The organism is Nonomuraea sp. NBC_00507 (assembly GCF_036013525.1).
Taxonomy (GTDB): Bacteria; Actinomycetota; Actinomycetes; order Streptosporangiales; family Streptosporangiaceae; genus Nonomuraea.
This window is the reverse complement of sequence record NZ_CP107853.1, coordinates 9,585,529-9,611,430: the sequence shown is the minus strand read 5'-3', so window position 1 is coordinate 9,611,430 and position 25,902 is coordinate 9,585,529. Positions and strand designations below refer to the sequence as shown.

Here is a 25,902-nt window from a genome sequence, read left to right as displayed (position 1 = left end):
TCATGAGATTTCCCGAAACCTCCCCGGCGAGCACAACGCCGCCAGCTCACCCTCATCGCCGCCCAAGCCGCCCAAGCCGCCCAAGCCGCCCAAGCCGCCCACGTCTCCCGAGCCGCCCGAGCTGCCTGAGCTGCCCGAGTCGGCCAGCACGAGGGCAGCCGTGAGCGGGGCGAGCAGCACGCCGCCCCGGTAATGCCCGGTGGCCAGGGTGAGCCCCGGTGTCCCGCTCGGGCCGATGATCGGCAGGTTGTCCGGCGTGCCCGGCCGCAGCCCGGCCACCACGTCGGCGACCTCCAGCTCGCTCACGCCCGGCACCAGCTCCCTGGCGTCCCGCAGCAGCTCGTAGAGTCCCCCCGCGGTCACCCTGGTGTCGAACCCCAGCTCCTCCTGGGTGGCGCCGACCACCAGCTCGCCATCGCCACGGGGGACCAGGTAGACGTAGGAGCCGTGCACGGTGCCGCGTACGCACCGGCTGAGCAGCGGCTGCGGGGAACGCAACCGCATGATCTGCCCCTTGACCGGCCGCACCGGCACGTCCGCCAGCTCGGCACTCCAGGCCCCGGCCGCCAGGACGACTCGCTCCGCCCTGATCTCGGACGGCTCTCGTGACGGCTCCAGGCGTACCCCGACGACCTTGCCGTCCGCGTCCCGCAGGAGACCCGCGGCGCGTGCCCGCACCAGCGGCACGCCCAGCCGGTCCAGAGCCACGAGCAGGGCCGCCGTCACCCGCCGCGGGTCCACCCAGGCGTCCTCGGGAGCGAGCAGCCCGCCGCGCACCGACGGGGCCAGCATGGGCTCCAGGCGCCGGCATTCGCGACCGGTCAGCCGCTCGACCGGCAGCCCGAGCTTGTCCATGTAGGCCGCCAGCTCGTCCAGCGCCGCCAGATCGTCGGCCCCGAACGCCACATCGAGCGTCCCGTCCGCCCGCAGGTCCAGCCCGCGCCGTGGCCCTTCGCCGATCTCCAGCCCGCCGGACGGCCCGACCCCGGGCCCGCCGGACGGCCCGACCCCGGGCCCGCCGGACGGCCCGACCCCGGGCCCGCCGGACGGCCCGGCCGCGGGCCCGTCGGAAGCGCCTGCGCGGGCACCCCGGCCTCCCGCATCCGCAACCGGCGTTTCGCCGTCGGATGCCGCCGGGCGCTCGGCCCAGCCCGCGTCCTCGGCCAGTTCGGCGGCGAAGGAGGGCCAGCGGCGCAGCGACGCCATCCCCAGTCGCAGCAGCGGCGTCTCCGTGTAGGTCACCTCGCTGACCGGGGCCAGCATCCCCGCCGCCGCGTGGGAGGCCCCCGAGGCCGGGGCCGGATCCACCACCGTGACCGGCCGCCCCGACCGGGCCAGCCGCCACGCGATGGACAGTCCGACGATGCCGCCGCCTACGATCACATCCACATGCGCTCCCTTCGCCGGCATGATCCGGATCAGGTGTCTTGCGGTCGAAGGCCCGCTGCAGCCTTCCTCTCAGCCCGGTAACGGCCGGACTCCCGCGCGTCTTACGTCCCCAGCCTACGGCCTCGGTGCGCCGCCGAAGCACGCCCCCCGTTAGGGTCTTGAACGTGGACCATGTCGTGGTGGTAGGAGCGGGCCTGGCAGGCGTCCGCACGGTGGAGACGCTGCGCGGGCGCGGGTTCGGCGGCAGGATCACCCTGATCGGGCAGGAGCGGCATCGCCCTTACGACCGCCCGCCGCTGTCGAAGAGCGTGCTGCTCGGCGAGGCCGATACCAGCTTCGTCGACACCGACCTGGACGCACTCGACGTCGCCTTCCGCCCGGGTGTGGGCGCCAAGGCGCTGCGCGCGGGCGTCGTGGAGACGACCGAGGGTGAGATCGGCTACGACGGGCTGGTCATCGCCACCGGATCCGAGCCGATCATGCTGCCCGGCGACGGTCCTCAGCACGTGCTGCGCACTCTCGACGACGCCCACGAGCTCAGGGCCATGCTGGTGCCCGGGGCCAGGGTCGCGATCATCGGCGCCGGCTGGATCGGCGCCGAGGTGGCCACCGCCGCCCGCCGCGCCGGCTGCGCGGTCACGGTGATCGAGGCGGCGGCCACCCCGCTCGCCACCGCCGTCGGCACGGAGATCGGGGCCCGCACCCAGCGCTGGTACGAGGGCATCGACCTGCGCCTGAACACCATGGTCCGGTCCGTGGACGAGGGCGGCGTGCGGCTGGTGGACGGCGAGTTCGTCGAGGCCCACGTGGTCGTGACCGGCATCGGCGTGCGGCCCGCCGTCGAATGGCTGGCCGACGCCGACATCGACCTGCACAACGGCGTCGTCGTCGACGAGCACCTGCGGGCCTCCCTGCCGAACACGGTCGCCGTCGGGGACTGCGCCGCCTGGTGGTCGCGCCGCTTCCACACCAGGCTCAGGATCGAGCACTGGGACACCGCGCTCAACGCCCCCGAGGTCGCCGCCGCGACGCTGCTGGGCGAGGACGAGGTGTACGACCCGGTGCCGTACTTCTGGTCGGAGCAGTTCGGGCACATGGTCCAATACGCCGGGCATCACCCGGCGGGGGAGCGGCTCATCTACCGCGGCGACCCGGAGGGCAAGTGGTCGGCCGTCTGGCTCGACGGCGACGGCGCTCTGGCCGCGGTGCTCGCCGTGGATCGGCCGCGAGATCTCGTCCAGGGACGCAGAATCATCGGCGCGGGACACCGTCTCGACGCGGAACGCCTGGTAGATCCAGAAGTGCCTCTACGAGATTGTGTTGTTTGAGCAAGCACGGCATGTGGTAGTTGTGGTTTCGTGACGCTTTCTGTTGCACAGATCGACCGGGAGACCGACCAGCTCGTGAACGAGTGGCTGACACTCCCTGAAGTGGCCCAGCGCCTTGAGCTTCCCATCGGGCGGGCCAAGCAACTCCTCAAGGACCACAAGCTCCTAGGCGTGCGCCGAGGGAGCGGCGGGCCACAGGTGCCCGCGGTGTTCCTCGACGGCAAGGACGTGATGAAGGGCCTGCCCGGCACACTGACCGTGTTGCAGGACGCCGGCTACGACGATGTCGAGTCGCTGCGCTGGCTTTTCACCCCAGACGAGTCGCTGCCAGGGTCGCCCATCGAGGCGATCAAGGCCGGCCGTCATACCGAGGTCAAGCGGCGTGCCCAAGCCCTCGCTTTCTGAGGCTCGCCTCTATCTCTGCACCGACGGCCGCCGCGACCGCGGCGACCTCGCGGAGTTCCTCGACTCGGTGCTGGCCGGCGGCGTGGACATCATCCAGCTGCGGGAGAAGGGCCTGGAGGCACGCGACGAACTCGCCCTCCTCGAAGTCTTCCGCGACGCCTGCGACCGGCACGGCAAACTTCTGGCCGTCAACGACCGGGCGGACATCGCTTACGCCGCCCGGTCCGACGTGCTCCACCTGGGGCAGGACGATCTTCCCGTGACGGTCGCGCGAGAGATACTCGGCGACGACATCGTCATCGGACGGTCCACCCACTCCGCCGCCGAGGCTTCCGCCGCGGCGGTGGAGGAGGGCGTCGACTACTTCTGCTGCGGGCCCATCTGGCCGACGCCGACCAAGCCCGGCCGCCCGGCTCCGGGGCCGCCGCTGCTGCGGCACGCGGCGTCGCTGGGGACGGCGCGGCCGTGGTTCGGGATCGGCGGCATCGACCTCGCCAACCTGGACGAGGTCATGTCGTTCGGGGTTCGCCGGGTGGTGGTGGTACGGGCGATCACCGACGCGGACGATCCGGGCGCGGCGGCGGCGGAATTCGCCAAGCGCTTGTCGGCGGCAGCCGCCGCCTGACGGCTAGCGCCTATAGGCGGCGTCCGCCGCCTGACGGCTGCACACCGGCCCGTCGTGCGGCGGCTCAGCACGGTGGAGGAACGCCGCTGTCGGCGGCTCCGCGGTGTGCGGTTGCGGTTGCGGAGCGGTGTGCGGTTGCGGACGGTCAGGTTTTGCGGGAGGTGGCGGCGATGGCGAGCCCGGTCAGCGCCGCGCGGGCCTCGGCGGTGACCGGGGCCTGGTCGAGCGCGGTCAGAGCCTGGCCCAGGTAGTCGCCGATCAGGTCCTCGCACTCCTGCAACGCCCCGGTGTCCTCGATGATCCGCCGCAGCGTGGCCACCCCGCCCGCATCCAGCCCCGGATCCCCGAGCAGGCGCCGGACCGTGGCCGCGTCGCCGGGGGAGGCGGCCGCCAGCGTGCGGGCCACGAGCATCGTCCGCTTGCCCTCACGCAAGTCGTCCCCCGCCGGCTTGCCGGTCTGCGCCGGGTCGCCGAACACCCCCAGGATGTCGTCGCGCAGCTGGAACGCGATCCCCACCCGCGTGCCGTATCCGGTGCACAGGTCGTCCATCCACGGCTCGAGCTTCTGCGTGGCGAGCACCAGGCCGAGCCTGAGCGGCTGCTCCACCGAATACTTGCCGCTCTTGAACAGCGCCACACGCAGGGCCGAGTCGAACGTGTTCTCCCCGTGCGCCTGCTCCAGCAGGTCCAGATATTGCCCGCACATCAGCTCGGTACGCATGTGGTCGTGCACGGGCTGGGCCGCCTCCAGCGACGCGCGCGGCAGGCCGCTGGTGCGCCACATCTCGCCCGACCAGATCAGCAGCAGGTTGCCCAGCAGGATCGCCGCGCCCTCGCCGAACTGCTCCGCCGAGCCGTGCCAGCCGGCCTTCTCGTGCAGCGCCTGGAACCGGCGATGCGCGGCCGGCATGCCCCTGCGCAGGTCGCTCTTGTCCATCACGTCGTCGTGCACCAGGGCGCTGGCCTGCAGCAACTCCAGCGAGGCGGCCGCGGTGAAGATCTCGGGCACGTCCGTGCCGCCCGCGCCGCGCCAGCCCCAGTAGCAGAACGCGGGACGCAGCCGCTTGCCCCCGGCCAGCAGTTCGTCGGCGGCCGTGCGCAGCGGCTCCAGATCGGGGTCGCCGGGAGCGGGCAGCTGCCGTTCGACGAACTCGCCCAGGGCGCGTTCCACGTGCGTGCGCAGGATGGGCATGCGCGCGGCGTCAGTGGTCATGCCTTGAGACTAATGGCCGGGCGTACGCGCGCCGATCCCGGATCAGGTTCAGCGCACGGCGATCGGTGCTTCCGGGCGGCTACCTGTAACCTTGGGCCATGGCGCTTGGTCGACCCTCTATCCGGCCCGATCGTGTCCCCACCGTCCGCGACATGCTCGCTTCCGGTGGCCGCACGTTCTCCTTCGAGTTCTTCCCGCCGAAGACCGACGAGGGCGAGCGGCAGCTGTGGCGCGCGATCAGGGAGCTGGAGTCGCTGCGGCCGACGTTCGTGTCGGTGACCTACGGCGCCGGCGGCTCCACCCGCGACCGCACGGTCGACATCGTGGAGCGGATCGCCCACGGCACCACGCTCACGCCCGTGGCGCACTTCACCGCGGTCAACCACTCGATCCGCGAGCTGCGCCACCTGGTCGGGCGCTTCGCCGACGCCGGCGTGCGCAACATCCTGGCGGTCCGCGGCGACCCCCCTGGCGACCCCACCGCCGAGTGGGTGCGGCACCCGGAGGGCGTGCTCTACGCCGAGGAGCTGGTGCGGCTGATCAGGCAGGCGGGCGATTTCTGCGTCGGCGTGGCGGCCTTCCCCTACAAGCACCCGCGTTCGCCGTCCATCGAGGCCGACACCGAATACTTCGTGCGCAAGTGCCGCGCCGGGGCCGACTACGCGATCACGCAGATGTTCTTCCAGGCGGAGGACTACCTGCGGCTGCGTGACCGGGTGGTGGCCAAGGGCTGCGACACGCCGATCATCCCGTGCATCATGCCGGTGACGCAGATGAGCACGATCGCACGCTCCGAGCAGCTGTCGGGGGCGCCGTTCCCGCCGGACGTGGCGGCGCGCTTCGAGGAGGTCGCGGACGATCCGGCGGCGGTGCGGCGGCTGGGCATCGATCACGGGGCCGAGCTGTGCCAGCGGCTGCTGGACGAAGGCGCGCCGGGGATTCACTTCATCACGTTCAACCGCTCCAGCGCCACGCGCGAAGTCTTCCAGCGCATCGCGCCGATCTCCCTGTCCGCTTGATCCAACCCCTTTTTGTTACGGTCGCCCAGCGTCACCCACCCGCCGCCCAGGGCTGGGGGCCTCCAGGGAGACGCTGTCTGACCCCGCACGGGGTCGGCCGCCGATACGGCGTGATGTGGGCCTTGAAAGGGGTTCGACCAGTCGTCCGTTGCCCGCACGGGCTGCCGGGTGCCTTGAAAACGGTGGGCCCGTCACCCGCCCGCAGGGGAACCGGGCGGGTGACGGGCGTGGGGCGATGGTCGACGAAATGTAAATGCCCCGTCACTTTCTGTCATGGATCGTGCCCTTGGGCATGCGATGGTAAACCCATGAGTCACGGCTTCATCAGGGGCACCGTCAGGAGAGGGGCAGAGGGCGGCCGGCGATCGCGTACTCCTCGTAGCCGCCCGGGAAGACGAATCTCGTCAGCAGATCCGTGAAGCCGAGGCTGGCGTAGAGGTGGCGGGCGGCGGTGGGCTGGTCGTGGGTGGACAGGACGGCCGTGCGCTCGTGGCGGCCCGCGCACAGCGTCCTGATCATGGCCCGGCCGATGCCTTTGCCCTGGTAGTCCGGATGGACATGGATTTCGGCCAGCTCGAACGCGTGCCCCAGCCAGGCGTTGGCCACCTCCCGGCCCGCCTGTTCCGTGAGCGCTCTGAGCACCACGTCGTGCCACCACTGCCCGGGTGCGCCGCGGAAGCCGTACGCGAAGCCGAGAATCCGGGTTTCGGGCACATCTCCGGAAGGGGATGAATCACGCAATTCGGCGAAATAGCACTGGAAATTGGGATATGTCGCATGATTTCGCATGATGGTCTTGCGGCCGGTGATCTGGTCCTGCGGCGGGTTCATCGCGGCCGTGTAAATGCCGATCACCGTCTCCAGCCGCTCGGTGAATCCGGCCGGGCCCGCCCCGCGAAACTCGATCACCTGTCGCACACTACTCGACGTCCACCGGAGTGCCCCCGGTGATGCGGACCAGCTCGTCGAAGGTGGTCGGGAACACCGTCAGCGGGTGCCCCCCGGCCGCCCACACCACCTCGTGCTTGCTCAGCCAGTTGTCCACCAGGGTCCGCACCGGCGCCGGGTGCCCGACCGGGGCGACGCCGCCGATGGGCTGGCCGGTGGCGGCGCGGACGAACTCAGGGGTCGCACGGCGTACGCGCTGGACGCCCGCCGTGCGGGCGATGAGCTCCACGTCCACGCGGTGCGCCCCGCTGGTCAGCACGAGCAGCGGCGCGCCGTCGGCGTCGAAGATCAGGCTGTTGGCGATCGCCCCGACCTCGCACCCCACCTGGGCGGCGGCCGTGGCCGCCGTGGGCGCCTTCTCGGGCAGGACGATGATCTCGCCGCCCGCCCCCAGCTCACGCAAGGCGGACTGCACGACCTCGGCATTCGCCGGCAACTTCTCAGGCATGGAGACACTCTAAACAGAATGAGGGCTTGATTACCTGTTCGTGGTGATTGGTGTAGGGTCCATTGATCTCTTCTTGAATGACGCGAGAGGTGGTACGCGTGGGGGCTCGACGGCTGCCCGGGATGGCTGCGTTGCTGACGGCTGGAGCCGTCGTACTCTCGGGTTGCGGGACGCAGACGACGCCCCAGACGGTCGCGTCGCGCCCGCTCGCGTCGTCCGCCGTCACGCCTGCGGTCCCCGTCACGGCCGGCGCTCAGTCCGTCCCCGCCGCCGCCCCGGCCACCTCCGCGGTCACCGCGCCGCGCAAGACGCTCAAGCTGGGCGCCAAGGGCAAAGACGTCACCTGGGTGCAGAACCGCCTGATCGAGCTGGGCTACCGGCCGGGCAAGGCCGACGGCCGGTACGGCGGCACGACGCTGGCGGCCGTGTGGGCGTTCCAGAAGGTCAACGGCATCAAGCCGACCAGCACGATCGCCAAGCGGACGTGGGAGGCGCTGGAGACCCCGAAGGCACCCAAGGTGCTGGTGAAGAACGGCGAGCCGACCCGCGCCGAGGTCAACCTCACCAAGCAGATCATGGTCCTGTACATCGGCGGCGAGGCCAAGCTGATCACTCACATCTCGTCGGGCAGCGGTGTCCCGTACTGCGAGAGCGCCACGTGGCAGGGCAGGAAGCAACGTTTCTGCGGCTCCGCGACGACCCCGACCGGCAACTACAGGACGACGTGGCGCAAGAGCGGCTGGCACAGGTCGTACCTGGGCCAGCTCTACAACCCGATCTTCTTCAACGGCGGGATCGCCTTCCACGGCGCGCTGTCGGTGCCGCTCTCCCCGGCCTCGCACGGGTGCGTGCGCATGCCGATGAACGTGGCCGAGGTGGTGCCAGGGATGCTCGGCAAGGGCGTGCCCGTCCACGTGCGGGGCTCATTCAAGCGCCCGTGACATAACCCGCTGGCTTCACATGTCGTCGGGGTGGGCGGTGTCCCAGCGGCCGCGGGCCTCGGTGATGGCGTCCTTGTGATCCCTGGACCAGTCGGCCAGCCGCTCGACCGCCTCGGCCAGGCTCCGGCCCATCGGCGTCAGCCGGTATTCGACCTGCGGCGGGATCGTCGGGTACGCCGTGCGCTCGACCAGCCCGTCCCGGCACAACCGCCGCGTCGTCAACGTCAGCATCCGCTGGGAGATGCCGGGAATCGCCCGGTGCAGCTCCCTAAACCGCCTCACCCCCTTGGCCAGCTCCACCATCACCAGCACCGTCCACTTGTCGCCGATCCGGTCGAGCACGTCGCGGATGCCGCAATCGTCGTCCCCGCACGGCCCGCTGACCTGGAGGGTTACGTCCGTGTGCGCGACTGACATGAGAGTGCCTCCTTACGGCGGGCACCCGAGCCCGCCCATGCTGGTGCCGGAAATACACACTAGGGGGTTCGATGATTCTCGTAACGGGCGTGTCCGGGGCTTTGGGCGGTTCGATTCTCGGCGGACTGCGGGCCGGCGGGCTTGAGGTGGCCGGGGCGAGCAGCTCGGGCGACGGCGCCGGGGTGCGGCACGCCGACTTCGACCGGCCGCAGACGCTGGAGGCCGCGCTGGCCGGCGTGGACGTGCTGGTGTTCGTGTCCGCTGGCTACGCCGAGGACGACGTCGTCCTGGCCCGCCACGGCGCTGTGGTGCGGGCGGCCGCCGCCGCGGGCGTCAAGCACGTGATCTACACCAGCCTGGCCGGATCCGGTGATCTGCTCACCATCGCGCTCGCGCACCGGTGGACGGAGGCACGGCTGGCCGAGGCCCCGTTCGACGTGACCGTCCTGCGGGACGGCCTGTACGCCGAGCTGGCAGCCGGGATGGCGCTGAGCGGCGCGGTGTCCGCGGCGGAGACCGGGGTGTTCGCGGCGCCGTTCGGCGACGGTGGACTGCCGGTCGTGGCGCGCGAGGACCTGGCCGCCGTTGCCGTGCGCGTGGCCGCCGAGACCTGGGCCGACCTGGCGGCGGGCGCGCCGGGGCGGCACGCGGGCAGGACGTACGAGCTGGAGGGGGTGAGCGCGGTCGGCGGGCACGATCTGGCCGAGGTGCTGAGTGAGGCGCTCGGCAGGCCCGTCGAGTATCGGACCGTGCCCCTGGGCGAGGTGCGGCCGCTGCTGACCGGGCTGGAGGCGTATCAGGCGGGGCACACGATCTCGATGTTCTCCAACATCAACGCCGGCCTGCTGGAGGCTCGGCGCAGCGACCTGCCTGCGTTTCTGGAGCCTCGGCCGGCGCTGGACGTGATCGCGGCGACGGTGAAGTCGTCGCTCCGGCCGCGCGCCTGCCCTCCCGGGCCGCCAGCACCAGCCCGGCCGTCTGCGCCACCCCGGCAGCCGCGATGAGGAACGCCGTGGCGGGCTGCCAGGACGGCACGCCCGCCGCGAAATCGGCCGCGTCGTAGAGACCGGCGACCGCGACCACGCCCACCAGCAGGGCGGTCCACCCGACCACCCGCCAGGCGTACACGCCGAGCGACGTCAGCCCATCGGCGCCGACCCGGCCGCCCTCCCACCCCGGCCCGTCGACCTGGGCCTTCGCCGCCGTGCGGATGGCAGCATGATTGACGGCCGCGTACGCCGCCGCCAGGACCGGACCCAGCGCCAGCAGGACGAGCCCGGTTCGCGTCATGCGCGCTCCTCTCCGCTCCGGGGCTTCAGCTTGCCATCCCGTGCCGATCGGCGCGCACGCGGGAAGCCGCCCTCTCGTCCAGGGCGCGCAGCCCGTCCAGCGCGAGCTCGGCCGCGCGGCGGGCGGTCCGCATGATCTGGTCGATCGAACGGTCGTTGCCCAGGTTCGCCATCACGGCCAGCTTCACCGCGCCGATCAGCGCGCCCACCGCAGCCGCCGCCTCGACGAGGTCCAGCTCGCCTCGGAAGGCGTCGCGCAGCGCCTCAGCCAGCTTGAGCTGGCTGTCGAACAACAGCAGCAGCCCCCGGGCCTGCAACGCCGGCTCCGTCATGACCAGCCGCGTGCGCAGCTCCGCCTCCTCGAACGTGAGCTCCCCGCTCTGGGCCGCCCAGACGAGGCTCTGGTCGATGAGCCGGAGCAACAACGAGGTGGGCGCCTCCTCCGGCCTCCTGCTCGCCACCAGCGCCAGCATCAGCTCGAGCCGCTCAGCGCTGTCGTGGAAGATCAGATCCTCTTTGCCGGAGAAGTAGCTGAAGAACGTCCGCGTCGACACCTCGGCCTCCGTGGCGATCTCCGCGAGCGTGGTCTCGGCATAGCCCTTCTCCTCGAACAGCCGGAGCGCCGCATCGATCAGCGCCCGGCGCGTGCGCTGTTTCTTGCGCTCCCGCAGTCCTGCCATGGGCGAACTTTACTGCATGACGTTATCTTCTTCATCCATTGAAAATTTGCACTGATTGAGGTTTTCTTGAGGGACGAAACCGGAAAGGAGCCACGGCATGTCCGATCTGACCCTTCCCATCGACCGCCAGCGTCCGCTGGACCCGCCCGACGAGATCGCCGAGCTGAGCCGGCAAGCGCCGATGCACCGCCTCAGATACGCCGACGGCCACCTCGGCTGGCTGGTCACCGGCTACGCGGCAGCCCGTGCGGTGCTGGCGGACCCGCGCTTCTCCAACCGGCCCGAGAAGATGCATCCTGCGATCCCGGCCAGGGCGGAGCTCGCCCAGAAGGGCGGATTCCGGCTGCCGCCCGGCATGTTCCTGCGTACCGACCCGCCCGAGCACACCCGCTATCGCAAGCTGCTCACCGGGCAGTTCACGGTGCGCAGGATGAAGATGCTCGAACCCAGGATCGAGGAGATCACCAACGCCTGCCTGGACGACATGGAGGCCGCCGGCGGGCCCGTGGACCTGGTGCAGGCGTTCGCGCTGCCGATCCCGTCGCTGGTGATCTGCGAGCTGCTCGGAGTTCCGTACGAGGACCGCGCGCGCTTCCATGAGGACGCCAAAGTGCTGGTCAACCTTGAGACCAAGGCCGAGGACGCGCTCGCGGCGCTCGCCAGCACGATGGGCTACCTGCACGGGCTGATCCAGCGCAAGCGCAAGGAGCCCGGCGACGACCTGCTCAGCGGGCTCATCGAGGGCGGGGACCTCAACGACGAGGAGCTCACCGGGGTCGCCTTCCTGCTGCTGGTGGCGGGGCACGAGACGACCGCCAACATGCTGGGGCTCGGGACGTACGCGCTGCTCACCAACCCCGGCCAGCTGGCCGCCATGCGCGACGATCCGGCGGTGGTGGACAACGGCGTCGAAGAGCTGCTGCGCTACCTCACGATCATCCACCTCGGCCCGTTCCGGCTCGCGCTCGAGGACCTGGAGATCGAGGGCAATCTCATCAAGGCGGGCGAGATGGTCGCCGTCAGCCTGCCCGCCGCCAACCGCGACCCGTCCCGCTTCCCCGGAGGCGAGACGCTCGACGTCACCCGGCCCGCCGGCGGGCACATGACCTTCGGCCACGGCATTCACCAGTGCCTGGGCCAGCAGCTCGCCCGCGCCGAGATGCGCATCGCCTACCCTGCGCTGCTGCGGCGCTTTCCTGGCCTACGCTTGGCCGTAACACCTGAGGAGGTGCCGATGCGTTCACATATGAGCATCTATGGAGTGCACCGCCTCCCTGTCACTTGGTAGGTCACCATGGAAGTCAAGGCAGATACGACGGTGTGCATCGGCGCGGGCATGTGTGCGCTGACGGTGCCGGACGTGTTCGACCAGAGTGAGGACGACGGCACGGTGGTGGTGTTGCGGAGTCCGGTGCCGCCGGAGCTTGAGGACGCCGTCCGGCGTGCCGTCACCTTGTGCCCGTCGGGTGCCATCTCCGCCTCCTGACCCGGGCGCCCGCACCCTGAAGACCCCCTGAACCGCTCGCCGTCGCCGCAACCCGACCCTGCGGCGACGGCGTGCTCGCGCTCGGACGGCGTGTCGATGGTTCCCCTCATGCTCATCGAACCTATGTTCGTGGGATAGTTGACACCGAAGGTGATCGAAATTATGTTCGACCTAGTGACGGTGAGGCTCGCGGCTCAGCGTCACCCGGACCTGGTCGCGGGCCGTTCGCTTCCCCAAGTGAGCCCCGCGGCCAGGCTCCACGGGCGAAGGGCACGTCCTCGTCGTCGGCGGAGACGAGCGGGCGTGTCCTGGCCGGACGGGGAGAGGGGAAGCTCCTCGTCCGGCCAGCCTGGCGGAAATGTCGGTGGCGTCTGCCAGTGTTGGCTCCACCGGCGGGGACGCCGGCCGCCGCCCACGACTCCAAAGGAGGCGCGCAAGATGGCACCAAGGCCTAGAGACACACCCGGGCCCCGGCTGTCGCCTGCGGTTCGGGCACACCTGACCGACGCACGTTCCTGCCTGGCGGAGGCGACCAGCGCTCGCACCCCGGCATCCCGATATGTGGCCGCCCACCTGGCGGCCCTACGAGCGGCGGCGGCGATCCTGGCCGCCCGCCCCCGTCCCATGGAAGGCCGCAGGCGCAGGCTGCGCAGCGCATGGGAGCTTTTGCCCGAGGCCGAGCCGCACCTGTCCGAGTGGGCCGCCTACTTCTCGGTGAGCGCCGCCAAACGTGCGGCCGCGGAGGCGGGCATGGTCAGCAGGATCAGTGCGGCCGACGCCGAGGAGATCATGGCCGAGGCGGACACCTTCGTCTCCACGGTCGAAGACCTGCTCGGCGTCCCCGTCCAGCCACAACTCCCGATCGACGTCCCCCTCGCCGGTTGACTGACCGACCCGCCTGACTTCGGCGACGAGGCATGGCCAACCGGCACGGGTTGAGCCCGTCGGCGTGCCGGACATGACGAAGGAGCCCGCCGGCGCGTGGCGAGCTCCTTCGTGCTGACCGACCGGCCTCGGGTCAGGCGGTGACCCGAGGCCGAAAGCCGGCCTGGTCAGGCGGCGGCCTCAGAACGACTCGACGGCCCGGCGGGCCTCGGCGTCCAGGACGCCCCAGCTGATGAGCTCCTCGGTCAGCTCGCTGGGCGACTTGTCATAGATCACGGCCAGGGAGCGCAGGTCCTCCTGGCGGATCGACAGGACCTTGCCGTTGTAGTCGCCACGCTGGCTCTGGATCGTGGCGGCATACCTGGCCAAGGCCCCGGCCTTCTCCTTCGGCAGCGCCGCGAGCCGCTCCAGGTCGATCACAAGCTTGGGGGTCGGCCCGAGCGGGCTCGGGGCGGCGCCGCCCGGTAGCAGCTCGGATACGGGCACCCCGTAGAAGTCGGCAAGCTCGGCAAGCTTCTGCACCGTGACCGCTCGGTCGCCACGCTCATAGGAGCCCACGACCACGGCTTTCCACCTGCCGCGCGACTTCTCCTCGACTCCATGCAGGGACAGGCCCTGCTGGGTGCGGATGGCGCGCAGTCGTGCACCCAGCGACTTTGCGTACTCAGACGGCATCGTGTGGCCCCCCGGCTCTCGTATGTGTTGCTCTCAGTAGATTGTGCTCCCTCGCGGCGTATGCCCCGGCCACCGGGGGTATGGTGCGAGGCTCGGCACCATCGGTAGCCATGGCTCGGGGTTTACCCCGGATCGCCGCGAAGTGTGGTTACGCACAGTGACGGTAAAGGGGTGGACGCCTAAGGTCAAGCTGATTGGAAAAAAGATGCCGAATCCGGTCCGGTAGAGAACGCCACATAAGCCCCTCATGTCCCGGTGGTAACACTACTTCGTCATAGTTTGCCGAGCGGGAGCGCCGAGTCAGGGCCGACGGGGGAGCATCATGACAGGGCAGGTCGAGGCCCGTACGATCTTGAGCGAGGTGTCCCCGAGGAACACCCGCCTGAGTGGCCCGGTGTCGCTGGAAGCGCATATGATCATCTCGCCGGGGAGCCACGAGGTCGCGCCGAGCGCCTGAGTGACGTTGCGACCCTCGAGCAGCTCGGCCTCCACGCTCAGCTGCTCCGGCTGGCCCTGTGCCGCCGCGCCCAGGTCCGCTGTGGCCTGCTCGCGCAGGCCGGCGAGCATCTCTTCTTCGATCCTGGCGCGCCTGGTCTTCCTCACGACCAGCGTGACCAGCCGCAGCGGGACGCCGAGCCGCACGGCGACGACGGCGGCGTCCCTGAGCGCCGCGTCGCAGCCGGGGCTGCGCCGGTAGGCGACGGTGATGCGGTCGACGGCGGCGGGCGGCTGGTCGCCGTAACCGCGCGGGGCGAGCAGGACGGGGACGGAGGAGGAGTGCAGGAGCTGGTCGGCGGTGCTGCCGACGGAGATGCGGCCGCGGCCGCGGCCGGCGGCGGAGCCGATCACCACGACGTCGGCCTCGCGCTTGCGCGCCAGCTCCACCAGTCCGCGCCCGCTGCCCGGGTGGGTGTGGATCCAGTAGTCGGCTTCCGGGCCCGCCAGCTCCCGAGCCTGCGTGAGCGTCGCCTCGGCCTGCTCCTTGAGGTAGGCGCGCCAGGCGCTCTGCTCGGCGCGGGCGGGTCCTGGCGTGGCCCGGGCGGGCGGCTGAATGATCGCCACCGTGAGGTGCGCGTGGGCCTGCCCCGTGAGCAGCATGGCAAGCGTGAGCCCGTCCTTGCCCCGCAGCCCGGGGGTGTAGCCGGCCAGCACGTTGTCGAGCTTCATCCGGGCACCTCGGCACCCAGTCGCGAGTGGCCATAGCCGTACAGGAAGTAGCAGATCAGGCCCCCGAGCATCCACAAGCCGAACGCCAGCCACGTGACCCCCGCCAGCCCCGCCATCACGAGCACGCAGAAGATCGCGCCCAGCACTGGCGTGACAGGGAAGAACGGGACGCGGAAGCCGCGGGGCAGCTCGGGGCGGCGGTATCGCAGGACGAGCACGCCGATGTTCACGATGGCGAAGGCGAACAAGGTGCCGATGCTCGTCGCCTCGGCCAGTTGCCCCAGGGGCACCAGCCCGGCCAGCACCGTGATGAACGCCGCGACGATGAGCGTGTTGGCCACCGGGACCTGGTGGCGCGGGTTGACCCGCTGGAACACGCGCGGGATGAGCCCGTCACGGGACATGGCGAACAGGATGCGCGTCTGCCCGAAGATGACGGTGAGCACGACACTGGCGATGGCGATGACCGCGCCGAACGAGACGATCAGGCCCGGCCAGGTGGCGCCGGTGGCCAGGTCCGCGATGTAGGACAGGCTCGCCTCGGTGGTCGCCGGGTCGAAGTCCGTCCACGGCATGGCGCCGAGCGCGGCCACGGCGACGAGCACGTAGATGGTGGTCACGATGGCCAGCGAGAAGATGATCGCCAGGGGGAGGTCCCGCCTGGGGTTCTTCGCCTCCTCGCCGGCCGTGGAGGCCGCGTCGAAGCCGATGTAGGAGAAGAACACCTGCGAGGCCGCCGCCGTGATCCCGGCCACCCCCATGGGCGCGAACGGCGCGAAGTTGCCCGCGCGGAAGGCCGTGAACGCCACCATGCAGAAGAACAGCAGCACCACGACCTTGATCAACACGAAGATCGCGTTGGCCGTGGCGCTCTCGGAGGCGCCGTACAGCAGCAGCCAGGTGGCCAGCAGCACGATGAGGATCGCCGTGACGTTGACCACGCCGCCGTCCTGGCCGGGGGAGCGCGTGATCGCCGCCGGCAGCGTGAAGCCGAACAGCGACCGCAGGAACGAGTTGAGGTATTCGCCCCAGCCCACGGACACGGCCGCCACCGACACGGCGTACTCCAGCATGAGGCACCAGCCGCAGATCCACGCCACCAGCTCGCCCAGCGTCGCGTACGCGTAGGAGTAGGACGAGCCGGACACCGGGATCGTCCCGGCCAGCTCGGCGTACGACAGGGCGGAGAACAGCGCCGTGATCGCCGCCAGCACGAACGACAGCACCACCGCGGGCCCCGCCTTCGGCACCGCCTGCCCCAGGATCACGAAGATCCCGGTGCCGAGCGTGGCGCCGACGCTGAACAGCGTGAGCTGCCACAGCGACATCGTGCGCCGCAGCTCGCCGCCCTCGCCGTGGCCGCCCTCGGCCACGAGGCGCTCGGTGGGTTTGGTGCGCAGGAGCCGCTGGGCCAGTGTCACCCGGCACCCCCCTACAACGTGCTCGTCAGCGGCCACCTGCCGTTAGGTGTGACGATCGTTCCCGCTGAGCCGCCGAGTATGCGCTCGGCCTCGTCCAGCCGCCCGATGGCGGCCATGTCGCCGGTCGTCTCCACGAACCGGCACGCCGCCTCCACCTTCGGCCCCATCGACCCGGCCGGGAACTCCAGTGCCCGCAGCTCGTGCGGCGTGGTGTGGGCGATCTCCCTCTGGTGTGGCGTGCCGAAGCCCCGCAGCACCCGCGGCACGTCGGTCAGGCTGAGGAACGCGTCGCACTCCAGCGCCTCGGCCAGCACCGATGCGGTCAGATCCTTGTCCACGACCGCCTCGACGCCGCTCAGCCGGCCGCGCTCGTCCCGGACGACGGGGATGCCGCCGCCGCCCGCGCAGATCACGATCACGCCCTCGCGGATGAGCTTGTGGATCAGCCGGGTCTCGACGATCCGGCGCGGCGCGGGGGAGGGCACCACCCGCCGCCAGTGCGGGCCGTCCTGCTTGACCGTCCAGCCGCGCTCGGCGGCCAGCTTCTCCGCCTCCTCCCGGTCGTAGACGGGGCCGACGAACTTGGCCGGGTCCTCGAAGGCCGGGTCCACGGCCGTCACCAGCGTCTGCGTGACCACGGCGAGGACCTGCCGGCCCGGCAGCGCGTTCTGCAGCGCCTGCTGCATCCAGTAGCCGATCATGCCCTGCGTCTGCGCGCCGAGCGTGTCGAACGGGTAGGGCCTGGTCAGATTCGGGTCGGCGGCGCTCTGCAGCGCCAGCAGGCCCACCTGAGGGCCGTTGCCGTGGGTGATGACCAGCTCGTGCTCGCCCGCCAGCCGGGCGAGCGTCTTGACGGCCGTGCGCACGTTGGCGATCTGCACGTCGGCGTCCGGCTGCTGGCCGCGCTTGAGCACCGCGTTGCCGCCCAGCGCGACGATGACCCGCATCGTCAGATCCCGTCCCGCTCGAGCGGGCAGCTCATGCAGCGCGGGCCGCCCCGCCCCCGGCCGAGCTCGCTGCCCCTGATCGTGATGACCTCGATGCCGTTGTCGCGCAGGTAGTTGTTCGTGGTGGTGTTGCGCTCGTAGGCGACGACCACGCCGGGCTCCAGCGCCAGCCCGTTGCAGCCGTCGTCCCACTGCTCCCGCGCCGCGGCCCGCACGTCCTGCGTCGCGGTGAGCACCGTGATGTCGGCCATGTCCAGGGCGTGGGCGATGGCTTTGTGCATGTCCCGCGGCGGATGATCGGTGAACTTGAGCTCCTTGTGGGTGCCGCCGGGCTCGATGGTGTACGCCGGCAGCATGCCCAGGCCGGCGTACTTGGTGAACACGCCCACGTCGAGCATCGTCATCACCGTGTCGAGATGCATGAACGCCCGCGCCTTTGGCATGTCCAGCGCGACGATCTTGCGGGCCGAGCCGGCGCTGAACAGCCGCTGCGCGAACATCTCGACCGCCTGCGGCTGGGTGCGCTCGCTGATCCCGATCAGCACCGCGCCGCGCCCGATGACGAGCACGTCGCCGCCCTCCATGGTCGCCGGCGCGACCGCGTGCCCGGGCATCCAGCAGTGGAAGCCGCCGTGCTCCGGCCGGTTGAACCCAGCGGCGAACGTCGGGTGATACATGTAGACGGCCTCCATGTTGACCGTCTCCCGCATGCGGGCCTTCTTCCGCATCGCATTGATCGACACGCCGTCGTACACCCAGCAGGAGGTGTCGCGGGTGAACAGGTGGTTGGGCAGCGGCGGCAGGATGAAGTCGTCGTCCCCCATGGTGTGGAATGTCACAGACTGGGGGTCGCAGCCCCGCTCGGCCAGCTCCCTCTTGGTGATGCCGCCGGTCAGGTAGAGCTGCAGCGTCGCCGCGTCCATGGCGTCGAGCGTGTTGCGGACGTCGTCGATCCCCACCGGGCCCAGCCATCGCTCGTCGACGACCGCGTCGAGGATGTGCTTGCGGGCCTCGGGAATGTCGACCGTCTCCCGCAGCAGGACGTCCAGCAAGTGGACCGTGATGCCCCGCGCACGCAGCACCTGCTGGAACTCCTCGTGCTCCTCCATGGCGCGCTGCACCCACAGCACGTCGTCGAACAGGAACGCGTCCTTGTTCGCCGGCGTCAGCCGCTTGAGCGCCAGATCGGGCTTGTGGAGGAGGACCTGCCGCAGCCGCCCGACCTCCGAATCGACGTGGAATGTCATCCTTGCGGTATCCCCTCCGGAAGGCCTCATCTACCCGTGCGACCGCAGGGCGCCACGGGAGGGCTCTCGCATTGTGGCTGGTAGCCCCTGGTACTGTGTGTCCCGACCAACACCCTTTTAAGACCCGTCCCGTGAGGCGGGAAAGGTGGTGAGCTTCGCCGTGTCCACCCCCATGTCCGATTCCAGGGCCGTCCTGGAAGCCCCGGACGTCCACCGGGCGCTGACCCGCATCGCGCACGAGATCCTCGAGCGCACCAAGGGCGCAGGCGACGTCGTCCTCCTCGGCATCCCGACCCGCGGCGCCACGCTGGCCCGCCGGCTCGGCGACCGCATCGAGCAGTTCGAAGGCGTCAAGATCCCCGTCGGCTCGATCGACATCACGATGTACCGCGACGACCTGCGGCTCAAGCCGGCCCGGCCGCTCGGCCGCACCGAGCTGCCGCCGGACGGCATCGACGACAAGGTCGTCGTCCTCGTCGACGACGTCCTCTACTCCGGCCGCACCGTGCGGGCCGCGCTCGACGCGCTCAACGACCTCGGCCGCCCCACCGCCGTCCAGCTCGCCACCCTGGTCGACCGCGGCCATCGGGAGCTGCCCATCCGCGCCGACTACGTCGGTAAAAACCTCCCCACGGCCAAGAGCGAGAAGGTCAAGGTCTACCTGCAGGAGATCGACGGGCGCGACGCCGTGCTGCTCATGAAGGGGGACGCCAGGTGAAACGGCATCTGATCTCCGCGGGCGACCTCACCAAGGACGACGCGCTGCTCATCCTCGACACCGCCGAGGAGCTGGCGAGGGTGACGGAACGGTCCATCAAGAAGCTGCCGACGCTGCGCGGCCGCACCGTGGTCAACCTGTTCTTCGAGGACTCCACGCGGACGCGCATCTCGTTCGAGGCGGCGGCCAAGAGGCTGTCCGCCGATGTGATCAACTTCTCGGCCAAGGGGTCGAGCGTGTCCAAGGGCGAGTCGCTCAAGGACACCGCGCTCACCCTCGAGGCCATGGGCGCCGACGCGGTCGTCATCCGCCACAGCGCCTCCGGCGCGCCACACCGCCTGGCCACCTGGGTGCGCGGCAGCGTCGTCAACGCCGGCGACGGCACCCACGAGCACCCCACGCAGGCGCTGCTCGACGCCTTCTCGATGCGCCGCCGCCTGGGCGCGCTCGAAGGGCGCAAGGTGACGATCGTCGGCGACGTCCTGCACAGCCGGGTCGCGCGCTCCAACGTGCTGCTGCTCAACACGCTCGGCGCCGAGGTCACGCTGGTGGCCCCGCCGACGCTGCTGCCCGTCTCCGTGGGGAGCTGGCCGTGCGAGGTGTCCTACGACCTCGACGCGGTGCTGCCCAAGTCGGACGCGGTGATGATGCTGCGGGTGCAGAAGGAGCGGATGAACGCCGCGTACTTCCCTTCTGAGCGTGAATACTCGCGGCGCTACGGGCTGGACCGGGAGCGGTTCGCCAAGATGCCGGACGAGGCGATCGTCATGCACCCCGGGCCGATGAACCGGGGGATGGAGATCGCCGCCGAGGTGGCCGACTCGGCTCGCTCGACGATCGTGGAGCAGGTCGCCAACGGCGTGACCATCCGCATGGCCGTCCTGTACCTGCTGCTCGGGGGAGAGAGCGCATGATCATCAAGAATGTCCGGATTCTGGGCGGGGAGCTCGTTGACATCCGGGTCGCTCATGGGGTGATCGCCGCGATCATTCCCGCCGGCCCCCAGGCGGACGCGGTCAGTGGTGACCGTCCTAGGGACGGTGGCGGGGGCGCCGTGGATGGTGCCGGAGACGATCTCGTGGTCGACGGCCGGGGTGCCATCGCGCTGCCCGGGCTGGTCGACCTGCACACGCACCTGCGCGAGCCGGGGCGGGAGGACGCCGAGACCGTGCAGACCGGCACGCAGTCGGCGGCCCGCGGCGGCTACACCGCCGTGCACGCCATGGCCAACACCTCGCCCGTCGCCGACACCGCCGGCGTCGTGGAGCAGGTGTGGCGGCTCGGGCGCGAGTTCGGGCACTGCGACGTGCATCCGGTCGGCGCCGTCACCGTCGGCCTGCAGGGCAGGAACCTGGCCGAGCTGGGCGCGATGGCCGACTCGGCCGCTCGCGTGCGGGTCTTCTCCGACGACGGCAAGTGCGTGGACGACGCGGTGCTGATGCGCCGCGCCCTGGAGTACGTCAAGGCGTTCGACGGAGTCGTCGCCCAGCACGCCCAGGAGCCCCGGCTGACCGAGGGCGCCCAGATGAACGAGGGCGACGTCTCCGGCAGGCTCGGCCTGACCGGCTGGCCCGCGGTCGCCGAGGAGGCGATCATCGCCCGCGACTGCCTGCTGGCCGCCCACGTCGGCTCCCGGCTGCACGTCTGCCACCTGTCCACCGCCGGCTCGGTCGAGATCATCCGCTGGGCCAAGTCCAAGGGCTGGAACGTCACGGCCGAGGTCACCCCGCACCACCTGCTGCTCACCGACGACCTCGTCGAGGAGTCGCCGGTGGGCGCGTACAACCCGATCTACAAGGTCAACCCGCCGCTGCGCACCCGCGCCGACGTCGAGGCGCTGCGGGCGGCGCTGGCCGACGGCACGATCGACATCGTCGCCACCGACCACGCGCCCCACCCGGTCGAGGACAAGGAGACCGAGTGGTCGGCCGCGGCCATGGGCATGGTAGGCCTGGAGACCGCGCTGAGCGTGGTGCAGGAGGCCATGGTCGAGACCGGGCTGCTGGACTGGGCGGGCCTCGCGCAGCGCATGTCCGTCACACCCGCGCGCATCGGCCGCCTGGCCGGGCAGGGGCAGCCGCTGGAGGCCGGGGCCCCGGCCAACATCACGCTCTACGACCCGTCCGTGCGCACCGAGGTGGACCCGTCCGCCTTCGCGTCGAAGAGCAGGAACACCCCGTACGAGGGGATGACGTTGCCCGGTCGGGTGGTGGCCACGTTCCTGCGCGGCAGGCCGACCGTACTCGAAGGGAAGCTGGTTTGAACACAGCGGTGCTCGTCCTGGAAGACGGCCGCGTCTTCCACGGATCTCCATACGGCGCCGACGGCGAGACGTTCGGCGAGATGGTCTTCAACACCGGCATGACCGGCTATCAGGAGACCCTCACCGACCCCTCCTACCACCGGCAGATCGTCGCCATGACGGCGCCGCACATCGGCAACACGGGCGTCAACGACGAGGACCCCGAGTCCCGGCAGGTCTGGGTGGCCGGTTACGTCGTGCGCGAGCCGTCCAGGATCGTCTCCAACTGGCGGGCCAACCGCTCGCTGGACGACTACCTCAAGGAGCAGGGCGTCGTCGGCATCGCCATCTCCGGCACCCGCGCGCTCACCCGCCACCTGCGCGAGCGCGGCGCCATGCGCGCCGGCATCTTCACGGCGCCCAGCGAGCCGGTCGAGGAGCTCGTCGAGCGGGTGCGGCAGTCGCCCCGCATGGAGGGAGCCGCGCTGGCCCCCGAGGTGTCCACCACCGAGCCGTACGTCGTCCCGGCGATCGGGGAGAAGAAGTTCACCGTCGCCGCCGTGGACCTCGGCATCAAGGGCATGACGCCGCACCGGATGGCCGAGCGCGGCTGCGAGGTGCACGTGCTGCCGGCGGACGCCACCTTCGAGCAGATCATGGCGGTCGAGCCCGATGGGGTGTTCCTGTCCAACGGGCCGGGCGACCCGGCCACCGTGGACGTCTCCGCCCTGCGGAAGGTGCTGGAGGCCAGGGTGCCGTTCTTCGGGATCTGCTTCGGCAACCAGATCTTCGGCAGGGCCTTGGGACTGTCGACCTACAAGCTGCGCTACGGGCACCGCGGCGTCAACCAGCCGGTGCAGGACGTGCGGACCGGGAAGGTGGAGATCTCGGCGCACAACCACGGGTTCGCGGTGGACGCCCCGCTCGACGGGCCGTTCGACACCCCGTACGGGCCGGCCGAGGTCAGCCACGTCAACCTCAACGACCGCTGCGTGGAGGGGCTGCGCCTGCTCGACGGGCGTGCCTTCAGCGTCCAATACCACCCGGAGGCCGCGGCAGGCCCACACGACGCCGCCTACCTTTTCGATGAGTTCTGTGAGGTCATGAGCCGTGCCCAAGCGTGAGGACATCAGGTCGGTCCTGGTGATCGGGTCGGGGCCGATCGTGATCGGCCAGGCGTGCGAGTTCGACTACTCGGGCACACAGGCGTGCCGGGTGCTGCGGGACGAGGGCTTCCGCGTCATCCTGGTCAACAGCAACCCGGCGACGATCATGACGGACCCCGAGTTCGCCGACGCCACCTACGTCGAGCCGATCACCCCCGAGTTCGTCGAGAAGATCATCGCCAAGGAGCGGCCCGACGCGCTGCTGCCGACGCTGGGCGGCCAGACCGCGCTCAACACGGCGGTCGCGCTGTACGAGTCCGGGGTGCTGGAGAAGTACGAGGTCGAGCTGATCGGCGCCGACTTCGACGCGATCCAGGCGGGCGAGAACCGCGAGCGGTTCAAGGAGATCGTCGCCAAGGTCGCCCGCGAGCACGGGCTCAACGCCGAGTCGGCCAGGTCGCTGATCTGCCACTCGATGGACGAGGTCCTGGCCGCCGCGGGCGAGCTGGGCTATCCGCTGGTCGTCCGGCCGTCGTTCACGATGGGCGGCGCCGGCTCGGGATTCGCCTACGACGAGACGGACCTGCGGCGCATCGCCGGGTCCGGGCTCGACGCCTCGCCGACCACCGAGGTCCTCCTGGAGGAGTCGATCCTCGGGTGGAAGGAGTACGAGCTCGAGGTCATGCGCGACAAGCACGACAACGTGGTCATCGTGTGCTCCATCGAGAACATCGACCCGATGGGCGTGCACACCGGCGACAGCGTCACCGTCGCGCCCGCGCTGACCCTGACCGACCGCGAATACCAGAACATGCGCGACGTCGCCATCGCGGTGATCCGCGAGGTCGGCGTGGACACCGGCGGCTGCAACATCCAGTTCGCGGTGGAGCCGAGCACCGGCCGCATGATCGTCATCGAGATGAACCCGCGCGTGTCCCGGTCTTCGGCGCTGGCCTCCAAGGCCACCGGCTTCCCGATCGCGAAGATCGCGGCCAAGCTGGCCATCGGCTACACGCTCGACGAGATCCCCAACGACATCACCAAGGAGACCCCGGCCTCCTTCGAGCCGACGCTCGACTACATCGTGGTCAAGGTGCCGCGCTTCGCGTTCGAGAAGTTCCGCGGGGCCGACCAGACGCTCACCACGCACATGAAGTCGGTCGGCGAGGCCATGGCCATCGGCCGGTCCTTCCCCGAGGCGCTGCAGAAGGCGCTGCGGTCGCTGGAGAAGAAGGACTCGTCCTTCACCTGGGCGGGCGACCCCGGCGCCAAGGACGAGCTGCTGGAGGCGTGCCGCACCCCGCACGACGGGCGGCTGCGCACGATGCAGCAGGCCATCCGCGCGGGCGCCACGCCCGAGGAGCTGTTCGCGGCGACGAACGTCGACCCGTGGTTCATCGACCAGCTCTTCCTGATCGACGAGGAGGCGCGAGAGGTCGCGGAGGCGGCCGAGCTCACCGCCGAGGTGCTCCAGCGGGCCAAGCACCACGGCTTCAGCGACGCGCAGATCGGTGAGATCCGCGGCATCGACGAGGCGCGGGTGCGCGACCTGCGGCACGCGCTGGGCCTGCGGCCGGTCTACAACACCGTGGACACCTGCGCCGCCGAGTTCGCCGCCAAGACCCCCTACCTCTACTCGACCTACGACGAGGAGAGCGAGGTCCCCTACGGGGAGCGGCAGAAGGTCATCATCCTCGGCTCCGGGCCCAACCGCATCGGGCAGGGCATCGAGTTCGACTACGCGTGCGTGCACGCCTCGTTCGAGCTGGCCAGGGCCGGGTTCGAGACCGTCATGGTCAACTGCAACCCCGAGACCGTCTCCACCGACTACGACACCTCCGACCGGCTCTACTTCGAGCCGCTCACCCTGGAGGACGTCCTGGAGGTGGTGCACGCCGAGCAGCAGACCGGCCCGATCGCGGGCGTGATCGTGCAGCTCGGCGGCCAGACGCCGCTGGGCCTGGCGCAGGCGCTCAAGGACGCCGGCGTGCCCGTGGTGGGCACCTCGCCGGAGTCCATCCACCTGGCCGAGGAACGCGGCGCGTTCGGGCGGGTGCTGGCCGAGGCGGGCCTGCCCGCGCCCAAGCACGGCACCGCGCTGACCGTGGCCGAGGCGCAGGAGATCGCCGACGAGATCGGCTATCCGGTGCTCGTGCGCCCGTCCTACGTGCTGGGCGGGGCCGGCATGGCCATCGTGTACGACGACGAGACGCTCACCACCTACATGGCGGCCCAGGAGGGCGGCCACCCGGTGCTGGTCGACAAGTTCCTCGACGAGGCCATCGAGATCGACGTCGACGCCCTCTACGACGGCCAGGAGCTCTACCTGGGCGGCGTCATGGAGCACATCGAGGAGGCCGGGATCCACTCCGGCGACTCGGCGTGCGCGCTGCCGCCCATCACGCTCGGCAGCCATGACATCAAGCGCATCCGCGCCGCCACCGAGGCCATCGCCCGCGGGGTGGGCGTACGCGGGCTGCTCAACGTCCAGTACGCCATGTCCGCCGGCGTCCTCTACGTCTTGGAGGCCAACCCGCGGGCATCCCGCACCGTGCCGTTCGTGTCCAAGGCCACGGCGGTCCCGCTGGCCAAGGCGGCGGCCCGGGTGATGCTCGGCACCACGATCGCCGAGCTGCGCGAGGAGGGCATGCTGCCGGCCACCGGCGACGGCGGCACACTGCCCATGGACGCGTCCATCGCGGTCAAGGAGGCGGTGCTGCCGTTCAACCGCTTCCACGGCGTGGACATCGTCCTGGGGCCGGAGATGCGCTCCACGGGCGAGGTCATGGGCATCGACGAGTTCTTCGGGATCGCCTACGCCAAGTCGCAGGCCGGAGCCTACGGCGAACTTCCCACGAAGGGACGCGCGTTCGTATCCGTGGCCAACCGCGACAAGCGTGCGATGATCTTCCCGGTGAAGGCGCTCGCGGATCTGGGCTTCGAGATCCTCGCCACCGAGGGCACGGCCGAGGTGCTGCGCCGCAACGGCGTCCATGCCAAGATCGTGCGAAAGCAGAGCGAGGGGCCCGGGCCCGGAGGTGAGCGTACGAGCGTGCAAGCCATCCTCGACGGCGAGGTCGACCTGATCATCAACACGCCCTTCGGCAGCCCGGGGCAGTCGGGGCCGCGCCTCGACGGCTACGACATCCGCACCGCGGCCGTGCTGCGCGGCGTTCCGTGCATCACCACGGTGGCGGGACTCGCCGCGGCGGCGGCGGGCATCCAGGCCATCGTGCGCGGCGACGTCGGCGTACGGTCTCTCCAGGAGCACGCGCAGGCGCTGCGGGGCTGACACCGCACGGGAGG

25 protein-coding genes and 1 riboswitch are annotated in these 25,902 nt (G+C 70.6%); of the genes, 14 read left to right on the top strand and 11 right to left on the bottom strand.

The annotated features are described in order from the left end of the window. Positions 1–1,389: a glycine oxidase ThiO gene (thiO, locus tag OHA25_RS46300; RefSeq protein WP_327583219.1), complete on the bottom strand. Its 1,389-nt coding sequence runs from the start codon at positions 1,387–1,389 to the stop codon at positions 1–3. Then, positions 1,379–1,495: riboswitch (TPP riboswitch) on the bottom strand. It overlaps the preceding gene by 11 nt. 58 nt (positions 1,496–1,553) lie before the next feature. Here thiO and OHA25_RS46295 point away from each other — a divergent pair. The 3 genes from OHA25_RS46295 to thiE are packed head-to-tail and all read left to right on the top strand — an operon-like array spanning position 1,554 to position 3,747. Next, positions 1,554–2,717: an NAD(P)/FAD-dependent oxidoreductase gene (locus OHA25_RS46295; protein ID WP_327583218.1), complete on the top strand. Its 1,164-nt coding sequence runs from the start codon at positions 1,554–1,556 to the stop codon at positions 2,715–2,717. A 30-nt stretch (positions 2,718–2,747) separates the two neighbouring features. Continuing rightward, positions 2,748–3,122 carry an Rv2175c family DNA-binding protein gene (locus OHA25_RS46290; RefSeq protein WP_305919962.1) on the top strand — a complete coding sequence of 125 codons (375 nt, stop codon included), beginning with the start codon at positions 2,748–2,750 and terminating at the stop codon, positions 3,120–3,122. Then, the gene (gene thiE / locus OHA25_RS46285) at positions 3,100–3,747 is read left to right on the top strand and encodes a thiamine phosphate synthase (protein WP_327583217.1); all 648 of its coding nucleotides are present in this window, start codon (positions 3,100–3,102) and stop codon (positions 3,745–3,747) included. Before OHA25_RS46290 ends, thiE begins: the two co-directional genes overlap by 23 nt. A 145-nt stretch (positions 3,748–3,892) precedes the next feature. On the opposite strand, the gene OHA25_RS46280 is transcribed toward thiE, so the two are convergent. Further along, entirely contained in the window at positions 3,893–4,960 is a 1,068-nt protein-coding gene (locus OHA25_RS46280; RefSeq protein WP_327583216.1) for a polyprenyl synthetase family protein, read from the bottom strand. 152 nt (positions 4,961–5,112) lie between these two features. Between OHA25_RS46280 and metF the strand changes: the two genes are divergently transcribed. Continuing rightward, the gene (gene metF / locus OHA25_RS46275) at positions 5,113–5,979 is read left to right on the top strand and encodes a methylenetetrahydrofolate reductase [NAD(P)H] (protein ID WP_327583215.1); all 867 of its coding nucleotides are present in this window, start codon (positions 5,113–5,115) and stop codon (positions 5,977–5,979) included. Positions 5,980–6,315: 336 nt separating this feature from the next. Here metF and OHA25_RS46270 read toward each other — a convergent pair whose 3' ends face one another. After that, the gene (locus OHA25_RS46270) at positions 6,316–6,888 is read right to left on the bottom strand and encodes a GNAT family N-acetyltransferase (protein WP_327583214.1); all 573 of its coding nucleotides are present in this window, start codon (positions 6,886–6,888) and stop codon (positions 6,316–6,318) included. 10 nt (positions 6,889–6,898) lie between these two features. Next, positions 6,899–7,375 carry a YbaK/EbsC family protein gene (locus tag OHA25_RS46265; protein ID WP_327583213.1) on the bottom strand — a complete coding sequence of 159 codons (477 nt, stop codon included), beginning with the start codon at positions 7,373–7,375 and terminating at the stop codon, positions 6,899–6,901. 98 nt (positions 7,376–7,473) lie between these two features. Here OHA25_RS46265 and OHA25_RS46260 point away from each other — a divergent pair, with 98 nt between their 5' ends. Beyond that, positions 7,474–8,316, top strand: coding sequence for a L,D-transpeptidase family protein (locus tag OHA25_RS46260; protein WP_327583212.1), 843 nt, complete (start codon positions 7,474–7,476; stop codon positions 8,314–8,316). A 15-nt stretch (positions 8,317–8,331) separates the two neighbouring features. Here OHA25_RS46260 and OHA25_RS46255 read toward each other — a convergent pair whose 3' ends face one another. Continuing rightward, positions 8,332–8,733, bottom strand: a complete 402-nt coding sequence (locus tag OHA25_RS46255) for a winged helix-turn-helix transcriptional regulator (protein WP_327583211.1) — start codon at positions 8,731–8,733, stop codon at positions 8,332–8,334. A 71-nt stretch (positions 8,734–8,804) separates the two neighbouring features. Here OHA25_RS46255 and OHA25_RS46250 point away from each other — a divergent pair, with 71 nt between their 5' ends. Beyond that, a complete protein-coding gene (locus OHA25_RS46250) occupies positions 8,805–9,737 on the top strand; it encodes an NmrA family NAD(P)-binding protein (protein WP_327583210.1) in 933 nt (310 codons plus the stop codon). Between the two features lie 311 nt (positions 9,738–10,048). Here the strand turns inward: OHA25_RS46250 and OHA25_RS46245 are convergent, their stop codons facing one another. Continuing rightward, positions 10,049–10,702 carry a TetR/AcrR family transcriptional regulator gene (locus OHA25_RS46245; protein WP_327583209.1) on the bottom strand — a complete coding sequence of 218 codons (654 nt, stop codon included), beginning with the start codon at positions 10,700–10,702 and terminating at the stop codon, positions 10,049–10,051. A 97-nt stretch (positions 10,703–10,799) separates the two neighbouring features. Here OHA25_RS46245 and OHA25_RS46240 point away from each other — a divergent pair, with 97 nt between their 5' ends. The 3 genes from OHA25_RS46240 (at position 10,800) to OHA25_RS46230 (ending at position 13,073) form a co-directional block, all read left to right on the top strand. After that, complete coding sequence (locus OHA25_RS46240; RefSeq protein WP_327583208.1) at positions 10,800–11,990, top strand: cytochrome P450; 1,191 nt, start codon at positions 10,800–10,802, stop codon at positions 11,988–11,990. A gap of 6 nt (positions 11,991–11,996) precedes the next feature. Next, positions 11,997–12,188 carry a ferredoxin gene (locus OHA25_RS46235; RefSeq protein ID WP_305919973.1) on the top strand — a complete coding sequence of 64 codons (192 nt, stop codon included), beginning with the start codon at positions 11,997–11,999 and terminating at the stop codon, positions 12,186–12,188. Positions 12,189–12,626: 438 nt separating this feature from the next. Next, positions 12,627–13,073 carry an SAV_6107 family HEPN domain-containing protein gene (locus OHA25_RS46230; protein WP_305919974.1) on the top strand — a complete coding sequence of 149 codons (447 nt, stop codon included), beginning with the start codon at positions 12,627–12,629 and terminating at the stop codon, positions 13,071–13,073. A 180-nt stretch (positions 13,074–13,253) separates the two neighbouring features. Here the strand turns inward: OHA25_RS46230 and bldD are convergent, their stop codons facing one another. The 5 genes from bldD to OHA25_RS46205 form a co-directional block, all read right to left on the bottom strand. After that, a complete protein-coding gene (gene bldD / locus OHA25_RS46225) occupies positions 13,254–13,748 on the bottom strand; it encodes a transcriptional regulator BldD (RefSeq protein ID WP_055503136.1) in 495 nt (164 codons plus the stop codon). Positions 13,749–14,048: 300 nt separating this feature from the next. Further along, positions 14,049–14,915 (bottom strand): universal stress protein, encoded by an 867-nt coding sequence (locus OHA25_RS46220; RefSeq protein WP_327583207.1) that lies wholly within the window; start codon positions 14,913–14,915, stop codon positions 14,049–14,051. After that, positions 14,912–16,336: an amino acid permease gene (locus tag OHA25_RS46215; RefSeq protein ID WP_327583206.1), complete on the bottom strand. Its 1,425-nt coding sequence runs from the start codon at positions 16,334–16,336 to the stop codon at positions 14,912–14,914. Before OHA25_RS46215 ends, OHA25_RS46220 begins: the two co-directional genes overlap by 4 nt. A gap of 11 nt (positions 16,337–16,347) precedes the next feature. Beyond that, the gene (arcC, locus tag OHA25_RS46210) at positions 16,348–17,283 is read right to left on the bottom strand and encodes a carbamate kinase (protein WP_327583205.1); all 936 of its coding nucleotides are present in this window, start codon (positions 17,281–17,283) and stop codon (positions 16,348–16,350) included. Positions 17,284–17,285: 2 nt separating this feature from the next. Further along, a complete protein-coding gene (locus OHA25_RS46205; RefSeq protein ID WP_327583204.1) occupies positions 17,286–18,530 on the bottom strand; it encodes an arginine deiminase in 1,245 nt (414 codons plus the stop codon). Positions 18,531–18,702: 172 nt separating this feature from the next. Between OHA25_RS46205 and pyrR the strand changes: the two genes are divergently transcribed. Genes pyrR through carB form a run of 5 tightly spaced genes read left to right on the top strand, consistent with a single transcriptional unit; the run spans position 18,703 to position 25,888 of the window. Next, positions 18,703–19,248 carry a bifunctional pyr operon transcriptional regulator/uracil phosphoribosyltransferase PyrR gene (gene pyrR, locus OHA25_RS46200; RefSeq protein WP_305920063.1) on the top strand — a complete coding sequence of 182 codons (546 nt, stop codon included), beginning with the start codon at positions 18,703–18,705 and terminating at the stop codon, positions 19,246–19,248. Beyond that, entirely contained in the window at positions 19,245–20,162 is a 918-nt protein-coding gene (locus tag OHA25_RS46195; protein ID WP_327583203.1) for an aspartate carbamoyltransferase catalytic subunit, read from the top strand. Before pyrR ends, OHA25_RS46195 begins: the two co-directional genes overlap by 4 nt. Further along, positions 20,159–21,511 (top strand): dihydroorotase, encoded by a 1,353-nt coding sequence (locus tag OHA25_RS46190; RefSeq protein WP_327583202.1) that lies wholly within the window; start codon positions 20,159–20,161, stop codon positions 21,509–21,511. The genes OHA25_RS46195 and OHA25_RS46190 overlap by 4 nt, the downstream gene beginning before the upstream one ends. Next, positions 21,508–22,614, top strand: a complete 1,107-nt coding sequence (carA, locus tag OHA25_RS46185) for a glutamine-hydrolyzing carbamoyl-phosphate synthase small subunit (protein ID WP_327583201.1) — start codon at positions 21,508–21,510, stop codon at positions 22,612–22,614. The genes OHA25_RS46190 and carA overlap by 4 nt, the downstream gene beginning before the upstream one ends. Continuing rightward, positions 22,601–25,888: a carbamoyl-phosphate synthase large subunit gene (carB, locus tag OHA25_RS46180; protein ID WP_327583200.1), complete on the top strand. Its 3,288-nt coding sequence runs from the start codon at positions 22,601–22,603 to the stop codon at positions 25,886–25,888. Before carA ends, carB begins: the two co-directional genes overlap by 14 nt. Positions 25,889–25,902: the final 14 nt, after the last annotated feature.

Coding starts and splice junctions, on each gene's coding strand:
- OHA25_RS46190 (WP_327583202.1), top strand. CDS start 20,159: ATGATCATCAAGAATGTCCGGATTCTGGGCGGGGAGCTCGTTGACATC.
- OHA25_RS46205 (WP_327583204.1), bottom strand. CDS start 18,530: ATGACATTCCACGTCGATTCGGAGGTCGGGCGGCTGCGGCAGGTCCTC.
- arcC (WP_327583205.1), bottom strand. CDS start 17,283: ATGCGGGTCATCGTCGCGCTGGGCGGCAACGCGGTGCTCAAGCGCGGC.
- OHA25_RS46255 (WP_327583211.1), bottom strand. CDS start 8,733: ATGTCAGTCGCGCACACGGACGTAACCCTCCAGGTCAGCGGGCCGTGC.
- OHA25_RS46220 (WP_327583207.1), bottom strand. CDS start 14,915: ATGAAGCTCGACAACGTGCTGGCCGGCTACACCCCCGGGCTGCGGGGC.
- OHA25_RS46245 (WP_327583209.1), bottom strand. CDS start 10,702: ATGGCAGGACTGCGGGAGCGCAAGAAACAGCGCACGCGCCGGGCGCTG.
- bldD (WP_055503136.1), bottom strand. CDS start 13,748: ATGCCGTCTGAGTACGCAAAGTCGCTGGGTGCACGACTGCGCGCCATC.
- OHA25_RS46250 (WP_327583210.1), top strand. CDS start 8,805: ATGATTCTCGTAACGGGCGTGTCCGGGGCTTTGGGCGGTTCGATTCTC.
- OHA25_RS46265 (WP_327583213.1), bottom strand. CDS start 7,375: ATGCCTGAGAAGTTGCCGGCGAATGCCGAGGTCGTGCAGTCCGCCTTG.
- OHA25_RS46235 (WP_305919973.1), top strand. CDS start 11,997: ATGGAAGTCAAGGCAGATACGACGGTGTGCATCGGCGCGGGCATGTGT.
- OHA25_RS46230 (WP_305919974.1), top strand. CDS start 12,627: ATGGCACCAAGGCCTAGAGACACACCCGGGCCCCGGCTGTCGCCTGCG.
- metF (WP_327583215.1), top strand. CDS start 5,113: ATGCTCGCTTCCGGTGGCCGCACGTTCTCCTTCGAGTTCTTCCCGCCG.
- pyrR (WP_305920063.1), top strand. CDS start 18,703: ATGTCCGATTCCAGGGCCGTCCTGGAAGCCCCGGACGTCCACCGGGCG.
- OHA25_RS46280 (WP_327583216.1), bottom strand. CDS start 4,960: ATGACCACTGACGCCGCGCGCATGCCCATCCTGCGCACGCACGTGGAA.
- OHA25_RS46240 (WP_327583208.1), top strand. CDS start 10,800: ATGTCCGATCTGACCCTTCCCATCGACCGCCAGCGTCCGCTGGACCCG.